Origin of the sequence: Pseudophaeobacter sp. C1-32P7, assembly GCF_041008775.1 — a bacterium.
In the GTDB taxonomy this organism is placed as follows: domain Bacteria; phylum Pseudomonadota; class Alphaproteobacteria; order Rhodobacterales; family Rhodobacteraceae; genus Phycobacter; species Phycobacter gallaeciensis_A.
Window position 1 is genome coordinate 265,751 of record NZ_JAXGFR010000003.1, and the last position, 12,815, is coordinate 278,565.

Sequence of the window (12,815 nt, forward strand, 5' to 3'; positions counted from 1 at the left end):
CGGCGTGAGGCAAGGTCACGCGCATTCAGAACCCATCGAAAAGTGCCATTGGGGAGGGGCATCCGCTCAGTCGCAGCACGAATGGCGAACCTGTGCCAGTTGCGTGGCGATTGCAATCAGTGGACCCCACACACGAGCCTAGATGAGCTCCCCCCGTGCAGGTCGCACCAAAGGCCAGTTGAGCCCCTAACCTTGACCAGAGCGACGAAAAACCGCGCGTCCTGCGGCGAGCAAGTCATTCGGACAGGTTCGGATCTATACGAAGGCGCGGGCCGCAAGATCCGCTTGGAACCGGATTGGATCAAATATTCGAGAGGCATGCACAACTTAGGCGGAATTCTATAGATCCCAACTCTCTCCATTAATGTTCTCTTAGAAACTATTGCAGAAAGGTATAATCGCGCCTCGGGAAACGGGGGGGGGCGCGGAAGCCGCACGGCTTAACGCATAGTCAGAACGACGTCAGAGACGCCCTTCGGGGCATCAAACACGCGAGACGAAACGTCTCCTAATGCTAAAGGACAAAAAGCTATGACAAGCATTCTGACGAACAACGGCGCAATGGTCGCTCTGCAGACCCTGAACTCCATCAACATGAACCTGGAGAATACCCAGAACGCGATTTCCACCGGTAAGGACGTCGCAACGGCCAAGGACAACTCGGCCATCTGGGCGATTTCGAAAGTCATGGAATCGGATGTTGCCGGCTTCAACGCCGTGGGCGATTCGCTGGCTCTGGGGGAATCCACTGTTGCGGTTGCACTTGCTGGCGCCGAACAGATCACCGACCTTCTGAAAGAGATGAAGGAAAAAGTGGTCAATGCAACCGGGGAGAACGTGGACAGCGGCAAACTCAAAGCCGAAGTCGACGAGCTGAAAAACCAGATCAAAGCAATCTATAAAGGGTCGCAGTTCAACGGTGCGAACCTGCTGAACACCGCCGGCGGTAACCTGACCGTTCTGTCCTCGCTTGATCGCGATTCGACTGGCACAGTCACCGCGTCAAACATCACCGTAAGCTCGGTCAATTTTGAAGCCAGCCTGACGCTGGGCGACGTCGATGTCAGTTCTTCGACAGCCGCTGACGGTTCCATCGCGAAGATTGAGGCTTTGATCCAGACTGCGGTCGACGGCGCCGCCGCCCTGGGTGCTTCGGCAGCTCGCATCGAAAAGCAGTCCGAATTCGTCTCAAAGGTGACTGACGCGATGAAGAGCGGCATCGGTGCGCTGGTGGATACTGATATGGAAGCCGCATCCGCGCGATTAAAGGCGTTGCAGACACAGCAACAGCTAGGCGTACAGACGCTATCGATTGCCAACTCGGCGCCACAGACCCTACAGCAGCTGTTCCGTTAAACGGCCTGATCCGGGGCGCGCCAGACGCGCCCCGGTCTTTATCCCCGGCCCCTCATCGAAGCGCTCAACAATGTCTCCGACCTGGAGCCCCCCCCTTTCGGGAGCGCTAAGCAAGGTCACGCGCGATCAGGACCCATCGAAAACGCCATGGGGGCATTCGCTCAGCCGCAGCACGGATGGCGAACCTGCGTCGGCTGCGCAAAGGTCTGACGGTATAAGTCAGCGCAGACCGCAAGATCCGCTATAGCAACCGGGTGGATCAGAAACTGGAAAATCCTGCGAAAGGTCGCACAACTTTGCGACGATTTAACTACCGGCCACTCTCCCCATTAGAACTCCCTTAGCAATTTTCGTGGCAATGTCTAATTGCGTCCCAGGAACCGGGGTGGCGCGGGAGCCGGATGGCTTAACGCATAGTCAGAAAGACGTCAGAGATGCCCTTCGGGACATCAAACACGCGAGACGAAACGTCTCATATTGCTAAAGGAATAAAAGCTATGACCAGCATTCTGACGAACAACGGCGCAATGGTCGCTCTGCAGACCCTGAACTCCATCAACATGAACCTGGAGAACACCCAGAACGCGATTTCCACCGGTAAGGACGTTGCAACGGCCAAGGACAACTCAGCCATCTGGGCGATCTCGAAGGTCATGGAATCGGATGTTGCCGGCTTCAACGCCGTGGGCGACTCGCTGGCTCTGGGGGAATCCACTGTTGCGGTTGCAACGGCCGGCGCCGAACAGATCACCGAGCTTCTGAGAGAGATGAAGGAAAAAGTGGTCAATGCAACCGGGGAGAACGTGGACAGCGGCAAACTCGAAGCTGAAGTTACCGAACTGAAAAACCAGATCACCTCGATCATCAAAGGGTCGCAATTCAACGGTGCGAACCTGCTGAACACCGCTGGTGGCGACCTGACCGTTCTATCCTCGCTGGACCGCGATTCCACGGGTACAGTCACCGCGTCGAACATCACCGTAAGCTCGGTTGATTTTGAAGCCAGCCTGTCCCTGGGGACCATCGATGTTTCAAATTCAACACAGGCTGAACTTTCCATCGCGAAGATTGAGGCTCTGATCCAGACTGCGGTTGACGGCGCCGCCGCCCTGGGTGCTTCGGCAGCCCGCATCGAAAAGCAGGCCGAATTCGTCTCAAAGGTGTCTGACGCGATGAAGAGCGGCATCGGTGCACTGGTGGATACTGATATGGAAGCCGCATCCGCGCGATTAAAGGCGTTGCAGACACAGCAACAGCTAGGCGTACAGGCGCTATCGATTGCAAACTCGGCGCCACAGACCCTACAGCAGCTGTTCCGTTAAACGGCCTGATCCGGGGCGCGCCAGACGCGCCCCGGTTTCTTATTCCCAACGCTCATTGATGAGTTCAACACGCATTCCAGTCTGAAACACCCGGCCCTTTTGGGAGTGCTAAGGAAGGTCTGGCGCAATCAAAACCCATCGGAAAGCCCCATTGGGGCCGCCCGACTGAACCAAAAGCCTTGGATCAGAAGCTGGAGAACACTGCGCACCTTTATAACTTAAGAAAAACTCCAGGGAAATTTAGGGAAAAATTTACGAAGCCAAACTCCACGCATTAGGATTCCTTTAGCAATCATCACGGCAAAGTGTCTCTGCGCCTCGGGAAACGGGGGGGCGCGGAGGCCGGACGGCTGAACGCATAGTCAGAAAGACGTCAGAGATGCCCTTCGGGGCAGGGAAAACTCGGGACGAAACGTCTCATATTGCTAAAGGAATAAAAGCTATGACCAGCATTCTGACGAACAACGGCGCAATGGTCGCTCTGCAGACCCTGAAATCCATCAACATGAATCTGGAGGACACCCAGAACGCGATTTCCACCGGTAAAGACGTCGCAACTGCCAAGGACAACTCGGCAATCTGGGCGATTTCGAAAGTCATGGAATCGGACGTTGCAGGTTTCAACGCCGTGGGCGACTCCCTGGCTCTGGGTGAATCCACTGTTGCGGTTGCAACTGCTGGCGCCGAACAGATCACCGACCTTCTGAAAGAGATGAAGGAAAAAGTGGTCAATGCAACCGGCGAGAACGTGGACAGCGGGAAACTCTCCGCTGAAGTCACCGAGCTGAAAAACCAGATCACCTCGATCATCGGATCGTCGCAGTTCAACGGTGCAAACCTGCTGAACACCGCTGGTGGTGACCTGACCGTTCTGTCCTCGCTTGACCGCGATTCCACCGGCACAGTCACCGCGTCGAACATCACCGTAACCTCGGTTGATTTTGAAGCCAACCTGTCCCTGGGAACTGTCGATGTAAGTACTTCGACAGCCGCTGAAAATTCCATCGACGACATTGAAGCTCTGATCCAGACTGCGGTCGACGGCGCCGCCGCCCTGGGTGCTTCGGCAGCCCGCATCGAAAAGCAGTCCGCATTCGTCTCAAAGGTGACTGACGCAATGAAGAGCGGCATCGGTGCGCTGGTGGATGCAGATATGGAAGAAGCGTCCGCGCGATTGAAGGCCCTGCAGACGCAGCAACAGCTGGGTGTACAGGCTCTGTCGATTGCCAACTCGGCACCGCAGACCCTGCAGCAGCTGTTCCGTTAAACGGCCTGATCCGGGGCGCGCCAAGCGCCCCGGTTTCTTTTCTTTAGCCCGTCATCGATGAACGAAGTGTCGGCCTCGGCGAAGGACGCACTGAAAAAGAAAAAGTCATTTTCGCAATGAAACTGCTGATCGAAGAGTTCATCAGTTTTTCCGATCTAGAACGCCAGTCCCTTTCACAGGTGCAGGGCAAGATCACCCGCATTCAGACCCCCATCGAAAAATACCATTGAGGGTATCCTAGGGTGCCCGCATTGAGTGTTCCGATTTGCGTGGCACTTTATCATCTGAATCTGATCCACCATGACAATACATTCGAGCGCTGGCGGCCGATAGCGCTCTGCGCCCCGACCAGGTTGTATTGAGTGCGCCATTGCTCAATCCGCATTGGGCTTCCCGCAGACTGTAGAAGATTTCTCCATTTAGCAACTCGCCGCGGCAACGGACATTGAAGGTCTCGCAGTATTCGTCCCCGACAAGCGCTGCCCCCTGCCCCTACAGCACTTCAACCTGTCGAAATTTCGATGCAGGCTCTTCAGGAATTTTCGTTTCCAGCCATCGCTGATACCTCAAATTTGGGAAAAATTCACGTGGGTTTAGCCTCCTTTCCGGGGGCCACTCCAATCCGCTCAGACGGATCACGGATAGCAGGCCGGCGTCGGCTACGCAAAGGTCCGGTGCTATACGACAGCACAGGCCGCAAGACCCGCTTTGGCGCCCGGGTTGGATCAAAAACTGGAGCGGCGCGCCCAAGAAGACACAACCCTTAAGTGATTTCACGGAGGCGTGATCTCCCGATTAGCACTCCCTTAGCAAACGTCACGGCAATGTCCAATCGCGCCTCGGGAAACGGGGAGGGCGCGGAAGCCGCACGGCTTAACGCATAGTCAGAACGACGTCAGAGACGCCCTTCGGGGCATCAAACACGCGAGACGAAACGTCTCATATTGCTAAAGGACTAAAAGCTATGACCAGCATTCTGACGAACAACGGAGCAATGGTCGCTCTGCAGACCCTGAACTCCATCAACATGAACCTGGAGAATACCCAGAACGCGATTTCCACCGGTAAAGACGTCGCAACGGCCAAGGACAACTCGGCCATCTGGGCGATCTCGAAAGTCATGGAATCGGACGTTGCAGGTTTCAACGCCGTGGGCGACTCGCTGGCCCTGGGGGAATCCACTGTTGCGGTTGCAACGGCCGGCGCCGAGCAGATCACCGACCTTCTGAGAGAGATGAAGGAAAAAGTGATCAATGCAACCGGGGAGAACGTGGAAAATGGCAAACTCGACGCCGAAGTTACCGAGCTGAAAAACCAGATCACCTCGATCATCAAAGGGTCGCAGTTCAACGGTGCAAACCTGCTGAACACCGCCGGCGGTAACCTGACCGTTCTGTCCTCGCTTGATCGCGATTCGACTGGCACAGTCACCGCGTCGAACATCACCGTAAGCTCGGTCAATTTTGAAGCCAGCCTGGACCTGACCACCATCAAAGTCGGTACTTCTGCAGAGGCTGACGCTTCCATCGACGACATTGAGAAACTGATCCAGACTGCGGTTGACGGCGCCGCCGCCCTGGGTGCTTCGGCCGCCCGCATCGAAAAGCAGGCCGAATTCGTCTCAAAGGTGTCTGACGCGATGAAGAGCGGCATCGGCGCGCTCGTGGATACTGATATGGAAGCGGCATCCGCGCGATTAAAGGCGTTGCAGACGCAGCAACAGCTAGGCGTACAGGCGCTATCGATTGCAAACTCGGCGCCACAGACCCTACAGCAGCTGTTCCGTTAAACGGCCTGATCCGGGGCGCGCCAGACGCGCCCCGGTTTCTTATCCTTAGCCCCTCATCGATGAACGAAATGTCGGCCTCGGCGAAGGGCGTACTGCCATGATGGATGGCGCTTTGAAAAAGAGAAAAGCCGTCCTCGTGCGAAAAGAACAGGCGATCGAAGCGCTCAACAGTTTTTCCGACCTGAAACGCCAGCCCTTTTCGACGGCGTGAGGCAAGGTCACGCGCATTCAGAACCCATCGAAAAGTGCCATTGGGGAGGGGCATCCGCTCAGTCGCGGCACGAATGGCGAACCTGTGCCAGTTGCGTGGCGATTGCAATCAGTGGACCCCACACACGAGCCTAGATGAGCTCCCCCGTACAGGTCGCACCGAAGGCCAGTTGAGCCCCCAACCTTGACAAGAGCGACGAAAAACCGCGCGTCCTGCGGCGAGCAGGTCATTCGGACAGGTCCGGATCTATACGAAGGCGCGGGCCGCAAGATCCGCTTGGCACCAGATTGGATCAAACATTCGAGAGGCATGCGCAAGCCTGCACAACCCAGGCGGAATTCTAGAGATCCCAACTCTCGCCATTAATATTCTCTTAGAAACTATTGCAGAAAGGTATAATCGCGCCTCGGGAAACGGGGGGGGCGCGGAAGCCGCGCGGCTTAACGCATAGTCAGAACGACGTCAGAGACGCCCTTCGGGGCATCAAACACGCGAGACGAAACGTCTCCTAATGCTAAAGGACAAAAAGCTATGACAAGCATTCTGACGAACAACGGCGCAATGGTCGCTCTGCAGACCCTGAACTCCATCAACATGAACCTAGAGAATACCCAGAACGCGATTTCCACCGGTAAGGAAGTCGCAACGGCCAAGGACAACTCGGCCATCTGGGCGATCTCGAAAGTCATGGAGTCGGATGTTGCCGGTTTCAACGCCGTGGGCGACTCGCTGGCCCTGGGGGAATCCACTGTTGCGGTTGCACTTGCTGGCGCCGAACAGATCACCGACCTTCTGAAAGAGATGAAGGAAAAAGTGGTCACGGCAACCGGGGAGAACGTGGACAGCGGGAAACTCAAAGCCGAAGTCGACGAGCTGAAAAACCAGATCAAAGCAATCTATAAAGGGTCGCAGTTCAACGGTGCGAACCTGCTGAACAGCGCTGGTGGTGACCTTACTGTTCTGTCCTCGCTGGACCGCGATTCGACTGGCACGGTCACCGCGTCGAACATCACCGTAAGCTCGGTCAATTTTGAAGCCAGCCTAGTCCTGACCGACGTCAAAGTCGGCACTTCGGCAGAGGCTGACGCTTCCATCTCGGTGATCGAGAATCTGATCCAGTTTGCGGTAGACGGCGCCGCCGCCCTGGGTGCCTCGGCAGCCCGTATCGAGAAGCAGGCCGAATTCGTCTCAAAGGTGACTGATGCGATGAAGAGCGGCATCGGCGCGCTGGTGGATACTGATATGGAGGCGGCATCCGCGCGATTAAAGGCGTTGCAGACACAGCAACAGCTAGGTGTACAGGCGCTATCGATTGCCAACTCGGCGCCACAGACCCTACAGCAGCTGTTCCGTTAAACGGCCTGATCCGGGGCGCGCCAGACGTGCCCCGGTCTTTTTCGTTCCCCCGTGATGGATGAGCTCAACAGTTATTGCCGACCAGAACCGTCAGCCCCTTCGGGACGCAAAGGAAGGCCGCGCACAACTTAGAGATGTTGCCGCTGGCAATTACAGAAAATTCTACAGAATCGGTCTCTCCGAATTAGCACTCCCTTAGCAAATATCGCGGCAATGTCCACTTGCACCTTGGAAAACGGGGTGGCGCGCAAGCCGAACGGCAGAACGCACAGTCAGAAAGACGTCAGAGATGCCCTTCGGGGCAGGGAAAACTCGGGACGAAACGTCTCAAAACGCTAAAGGAATGAAAGCTATGACCAGCATTCTGACGAACAACGGCGCAATGGTCGCTCTGCAGACCCTGAACTCCATCAACATGAACCTGGAGAATACCCAGAACGCGATTTCCACCGGTAAGGACGTCGCAACTGCCAAGGACAACTCGGCCATCTGGGCGATCTCGAAAGTCATGGAATCGGACGTTGCAGGTTTCAACGCCGTGGGCGACTCCCTGGCTCTGGGGGAATCCACTGTTGCTGTTGCGACAGCCGGTGCTGAACAGATCACCGAGCTCCTGAAAGAGATGAAGGAAAAAGTGGTCAATGCGACCGGGGAGAACGTGGAAAACGGGAAACTCGAAGCCGAAGTTACCGAGCTGAAAAACCAGATCACCTCGATCATCGCATCGTCGCAGTTCAACGGTGCGAACCTGCTGAACACTGCTGGTGGCGACCTGACCGTTCTGTCCTCGCTGGACCGCGATTCCACCGGTACGGTGACCGCGTCGAACATCACCGTAAGCTCGGTTAATTTTGAAGCCAGTCTAGACCTGACAACCGTTATGGTCGACACTCCCGCTAACGCTGAAGCTTCCATCGACGATATTGAAGCTCTGATCCAGACTGCGGTCGACGGCGCCGCCGCCCTGGGTGCTTCGGCAGCCCGCATCGAGAAGCAATCCGAATTCGTCTCAAAGGTGACTGATGCGATGAAGAGCGGCATCGGTGCGCTGGTGGACGCTGATATGGAAGAAGCATCCGCCCGATTGAAAGCATTGCAAACCCAGCAACAGCTGGGTGTACAGGCTCTGTCGATTGCCAACTCGGCACCACAGACCCTGCAGCAGCTGTTCCGTTAAACGGCCTGATCTGGGGCGCGCCAGACGCGCCCCGGTCCTTTATTCTCAGAGAACCTGAAGAAATAGTACGTTAGGATAACACGTGAATGCCCTTCTGAATGCGAAGCGCGCCTATTCGGCGGCGAAAGCCCCGACCCGCACACCAAAAGACCTGGAGTTCGAGGCAATCGCCCGGATCACGCACCGTATGATCAGTGCTTCCAAACAAGGGTCAAAAGGCTTCACTTCACTTGCCGAAGCTCTCCATGACAACCGAAAACTTTGGCAGATTTTCCGCTCGGATGTTGCCGACTCGGACAATGGGCTTCCAGAAGAACTTAAAGAACAAATCGTATATCTCGCAGCGTTCACAAGCCAACACACCAGCCAAGTACTCTCCCGTAAATCGGGAATTGGCCCCTTGGTAGAAATCAACACAGCCATCATGCGTGGCCTTCGCAGTGGAGCAACCTAAAATATGAGTGGACTTGTTCTGAAACTCGCCCCGAAAGAGCGCGTTCTTGTTAACGGCGCTGTTATTGAAAACGGGGATCGTCGTAGCCGCCTTTCGATTGTAACTCCAGACGCAAACATCCTGCGTCTCCGGGACGCGATCCGTCCCGAAGAGGCAAATACCCCCGTCCGCCGCGTCTGCTATGCAGCGCAGTTGGTCCTGACAGGTGACAGCAATCCCGAAGAAGACCGCCTGCCGATGCTGCGCCGCATCGAAGAGCTCAGTCAGGTTTTCACCGATTCCGACAGCCGTGCGGCATTGGCCGAGGCGACGGAATCTCTGCTGAATGACAACCATTATCGCTGCCTGAAAGCGCTGCGGGCCTTGCTGCCGCGCGAAGAACGCCTGATGGCCATTCGCCCGTCATGATCCTCTACCAGCCAATCATACCAGCCGACGGGATTGTTGGATGGAGAATTCTGCAGGCGACCTACGACAAGCAGTTCGAAACGTTCTCCAACGACACCCTGCTCAAAAGCGAGAGCGACTATTTCCGCGAGAATATCGGAAATATCAAAACAGCTGGCGATTTGGTGAAAGACACCCGCTTGCTGGGCATCGCTCTGGGGGCTTTCGGCCTTGACGATCAGCTCCCTATGAAGGCCCTCGTCCAGAAGGTTCTGGAGGAGGGGTCTTCGGCGGATGATGCATTGGCGAACAGATTGGGAGACGACCGCTGGGTTGCCTTCACCGAAGCATTCGGTTTCGGTCCCGGTGACACAGTCAAAACCGGGTCCGTAGAGGACATGGAGAACATCATCTTCTCCAACAAGACCCAGTCTTTCGAAGCCGCGGTCGGCGTACAGAACGAATCCATGCGGATTGCGCTGTTTGCCGAGCGCGAACTGGTCAATATCGCAACCGACCTAAACGAGGACGGCGAGCCAACCTCCATTGATACCAAATGGTACAATATCATCGGTCAGCCCGCCCTTCAGAAGATGTTCCAGACAACGTTCAATCTGCCGCCGAGCTTTATTCAGCTGGACGTGGACCGTCAGCTCGAAATCTACAAGGATCGCGCGCAGAACTTTCTTGGGACCGACGATCTGAGTGTCTATGCCGATCCTGAAAAGATGGAAGAACTGACAACACGCTACCTGGCTCAGGCGCAGCTTGCCGATTACCAATCCTCGCAATCAAGTGCCTCGACCGCGTTGCGGCTGCTCCTTGGCTCCTAGGCGACAAGACACGTCCAAACCATGCAAAAGGCGCCTGTCGGTATTGTTCGACAGGCGCCTTTGTTTTTACCATCCTATTGAGACCATCCAGGCACGGCGCGTCGGCCGCGCCTGGTTCCGTTTCAACGCGCGCCTGCTGCGGCGCGGCGCAAGAGCAGTTTCAGGCGGTCGAAACTGCTCTTCACACCGTTGGGGTCGTCGCGGCCAAAGAAGCCGTCCAGCTCTGGCCAGAGTTTCACTGCCGTATCGAGAACCGGATCCGTCCCTTCTGAATAAAGGCCAGCGCGGATCATGACTTCGGACTGTTCATAAGAGCCGAGGTATTTCCGCACGTCGAGGATCAGATCGTTCTCTTCCTTGGTCGCCGCGGCTGGCAGGCTTCGTGACACCGACCGCGACACATCGATCGCCGGGAACCGGCCGCGTTCCGCGATTTCGCGGTTGAGCACGATATGCCCGTCCAGAACCCCGCGTAGGATGTCGGCAATCGGTTCATCCATATCGGAGCCGGCAACCAGAACGCTGAAGACCGCGGTGATATCACCCTGGTCTCCGGTCCCGGGACCTGCCCGTTCGCACATGCCCGTGATCAGCGGCGTGACCGAGGGTGGGAAGCCGCGCAGGGCCGGCGCTTCGCCCGAAGCCGCCGAGATTTCGCGGTGGGCTTCGGCAAAACGCGTAACCGAGTCGGCCAGCAGCAGGACGTTCTTGCCTTGGTCGCGGAAATGTTCCGCAATCGTCATCGCCGCCCAGGCACAGCGCCGTCGCACCAGCGGCGATTGATCGGATGTCGCGGCAACAACAACCGCGCGGCGCATGCCTTCCGGCCCCAGAACCTGCTCAACAAAGTGATTTACTTCGCGCCCACGCTCCCCGATCAGCGCCATGACGACCACATCGGCCTCCATATGCTGTGCCAATTTTGCCAAAAGCGTCGATTTACCAACACCAGACCCCGCAAAAAGGCCAATCCGCTGACCACGCACAATCGGGAGAATCGTATTGAACACCGACAACCCCGTATCCAGACGCTCTCCCATATGGCGGCGTCCGGCGGCTTTTGGCGGCGGCGTCATCAGGTCACGTGCTTGTGACCCGCGCAGCAATGGCCGCCCATCAAGGGGCTCTCCGAAAGGATCGATAACGCGCCCGATCCAGTTGTCACTTGGTGCAAACTGCGGCGCAGGATAGAGAAGAACCGCGTCCCCGATCGCGACACGATCCGGAGTTTTGTCTGACAACATGCTGATTTTGCTTGCTTCAATCTTCAGAACCTCGCCATGAAGTTCATCATTTGGACCGCGACGCAACACCAGGCGATCCCCGATGCGGGCGATATTCTGCAGGCCTGAAATCTCGATCTCACCGCCAACAATACCAATCACACGCCCGACCGGCGTCGACAGCCGTTTGCTGGCGATTTCTTCGGTCATGGCTTTCAGCTCAGCAATCATTGTCCTGGCCTCCAATTGTTTCCTGCAACAATTTCTAAAGGAATCGGGGTTAAGCCTTGATTGAAATTGATCGAGGGAGAAGCCCCGGTGTTTACGGAACTGAATGTTTTTAAAATCGCATATGCCATGGCGACCCATGCGGGTAAGCGCCAGGCCTTGGTGTCGCAGAACGTCGCGAATGCGGACACCCCTGGCTATCACGCCAAGGACATCAAACCCTTCAAGGAAGTCTACGCTGCAAACTCCCGGCCCGGCGACATGATCGCCAGCCGCGGATCACATCTGAATGGCACCTCTGGTGTCGGAATGGATTGGGCGGTGACGGAATCGGTAGATGGCAGCGATCCCAACGACAACTCTGTCTCGATCGAGACAGAGATCCTGAAAGGGGTCGACACGAAGCGCCAGCATGATCGGGCACTGGCGATCTACAAGTCGTCGATGAACGTCCTGCGCACAAGCATCCGCACCACCTAGATCGAGGGCTGATCCATGAGCGAATTTGCCAAATCCCTGAGCGTAACCGCCAGCGGCCTTCAGGCCCAAGCCAAACGTCTGCGCCACGTATCTGAGAACATCTCCAACGCCGACACCCCGGGTTACCGCCGCAAGACCGTGCCGTTCCAGGCCGTGCGCGACATCAACACCGATGTCGAAAGCGTCAAGGTCGGCCGCGTGTCGCTGGACCGCAGCGAATTGGAACAGGTCTATGACCCCTCGCACCCGCTTGCCGATGAAAGCGGCCACTACAAGGGCTCCAACGTAGATCTGATGATCGAAATCGCAGACGCCCGTGAAGCCCAGCGCAGCTACGAAGCTAACCTCAAAATGTTCGACCAGACGCGGCAGATGTCCTCGTCCTTGATGGACCTGTTGAGAAAATAAACTCCCCCTGAACCAGGAGATCCAGAATGGATATTCGCACTCTTTCCGCCGCAACCGGCTATGCCGCCGCCCGCCCTGCAACGCAGGCAGATCCGGAATTCACCGGCGCCACGCCGGGTGAACGGGCCAAGGCGAGCTTTGAAAACTTCACCAACACGCTGCAGCAGGGTGAACAGATGTCCGTGCAGGCCATGACTGGTAACGGCGACCCCCACGCGCTGGTGCAGGCGCTGGCACAAACGGAACTGGCGGTAGAAACCGCAGTGACCGTCCGCAACAAGGTGGTCGAAGCCTACCAGGAAATCCTGCGGATGCCGGTCTAAG

Annotated in this window: 13 protein-coding genes and 1 pseudogene; 12 read left to right on the plus strand and 2 right to left on the minus strand. The window is 56.7% G+C overall.

All coding sequences use genetic code 11. The features are described 5' to 3' along the window. Nucleotides 1-531: 531 nt before the first annotated feature. The 3 genes from SM763_RS06180 to SM763_RS06190 all read left to right on the plus strand — a co-directional run bounded on the left by SM763_RS06180 (nt 532) and on the right by SM763_RS06190 (nt 3,945). The gene (locus SM763_RS06180; protein WP_368997993.1) at nt 532-1,356 is read left to right on the plus strand and encodes a flagellin N-terminal helical domain-containing protein; all 825 of its coding nucleotides are present in this window, start codon (nt 532-534) and stop codon (nt 1,354-1,356) included. A gap of 497 nt (nt 1,357-1,853) precedes the next feature. Further along, entirely contained in the window at nt 1,854-2,678 is an 825-nt protein-coding gene (locus SM763_RS06185; RefSeq protein ID WP_274831684.1) for a flagellin N-terminal helical domain-containing protein, read from the plus strand. A gap of 442 nt (nt 2,679-3,120) precedes the next feature. Then, nucleotides 3,121-3,945, plus strand: a complete 825-nt coding sequence (locus SM763_RS06190; protein WP_274835472.1) for a flagellin N-terminal helical domain-containing protein — start codon at nt 3,121-3,123, stop codon at nt 3,943-3,945. 293 nt (nt 3,946-4,238) lie between these two features. On the opposite strand, the pseudogene SM763_RS06195 reads toward SM763_RS06190, so the two are convergent. Then, a pseudogene (locus SM763_RS06195) lies at nt 4,239-4,407 on the minus strand (integrase core domain-containing protein); the annotation flags it as partial. A 502-nt stretch (nt 4,408-4,909) separates the two neighbouring features. On the opposite strand from SM763_RS06195, the gene SM763_RS06200 reads away from it, so the two are divergent. The 6 genes from SM763_RS06200 (at nt 4,910) to SM763_RS06225 (ending at nt 10,152) form a co-directional block, all read left to right on the plus strand. After that, a complete protein-coding gene (locus SM763_RS06200) occupies nt 4,910-5,734 on the plus strand; it encodes a flagellin N-terminal helical domain-containing protein (protein ID WP_274829382.1) in 825 nt (274 codons plus the stop codon). A gap of 742 nt (nt 5,735-6,476) precedes the next feature. Next, complete coding sequence (locus SM763_RS06205; protein WP_368997994.1) at nt 6,477-7,301, plus strand: flagellin N-terminal helical domain-containing protein; 825 nt, start codon at nt 6,477-6,479, stop codon at nt 7,299-7,301. Between the two features lie 352 nt (nt 7,302-7,653). Beyond that, nucleotides 7,654-8,478 carry a flagellin N-terminal helical domain-containing protein gene (locus tag SM763_RS06210; protein WP_065272143.1) on the plus strand — a complete coding sequence of 275 codons (825 nt, stop codon included), beginning with the start codon at nt 7,654-7,656 and terminating at the stop codon, nt 8,476-8,478. Nucleotides 8,479-8,560: 82 nt separating this feature from the next. Further along, complete coding sequence (gene flaF / locus SM763_RS06215; protein WP_274829380.1) at nt 8,561-8,932, plus strand: flagellar biosynthesis regulator FlaF; 372 nt, start codon at nt 8,561-8,563, stop codon at nt 8,930-8,932. A gap of 3 nt (nt 8,933-8,935) precedes the next feature. Beyond that, nucleotides 8,936-9,340, plus strand: coding sequence for a flagellar biosynthesis repressor FlbT (gene flbT, locus SM763_RS06220; protein WP_065272142.1), 405 nt, complete (start codon nt 8,936-8,938; stop codon nt 9,338-9,340). Beyond that, the gene (locus tag SM763_RS06225; protein WP_368997995.1) at nt 9,337-10,152 is read left to right on the plus strand and encodes a DUF1217 domain-containing protein; all 816 of its coding nucleotides are present in this window, start codon (nt 9,337-9,339) and stop codon (nt 10,150-10,152) included. Before flbT ends, SM763_RS06225 begins: the two co-directional genes overlap by 4 nt. A 122-nt stretch (nt 10,153-10,274) precedes the next feature. Here SM763_RS06225 and SM763_RS06230 read toward each other — a convergent pair whose 3' ends face one another. Continuing rightward, entirely contained in the window at nt 10,275-11,606 is a 1,332-nt protein-coding gene (locus tag SM763_RS06230; RefSeq protein WP_274829379.1) for a FliI/YscN family ATPase, read from the minus strand. 87 nt (nt 11,607-11,693) lie between these two features. Here SM763_RS06230 and SM763_RS06235 point away from each other — a divergent pair, with 87 nt between their 5' ends. Genes SM763_RS06235 through fliE form a run of 3 tightly spaced genes read left to right on the plus strand, consistent with a single transcriptional unit; the run spans nt 11,694 to nt 12,814 of the window. After that, nucleotides 11,694-12,083 (plus strand): FlgB family protein, encoded by a 390-nt coding sequence (locus tag SM763_RS06235; protein ID WP_368997996.1) that lies wholly within the window; start codon nt 11,694-11,696, stop codon nt 12,081-12,083. Nucleotides 12,084-12,098: 15 nt separating this feature from the next. After that, nucleotides 12,099-12,491, plus strand: a complete 393-nt coding sequence (gene flgC, locus SM763_RS06240; protein WP_065272140.1) for a flagellar basal body rod protein FlgC — start codon at nt 12,099-12,101, stop codon at nt 12,489-12,491. 26 nt (nt 12,492-12,517) lie between these two features. Then, nucleotides 12,518-12,814 (plus strand): flagellar hook-basal body complex protein FliE, encoded by a 297-nt coding sequence (gene fliE, locus SM763_RS06245; RefSeq protein ID WP_065272139.1) that lies wholly within the window; start codon nt 12,518-12,520, stop codon nt 12,812-12,814. Nucleotide 12,815 lies beyond the last annotated feature (1 nt).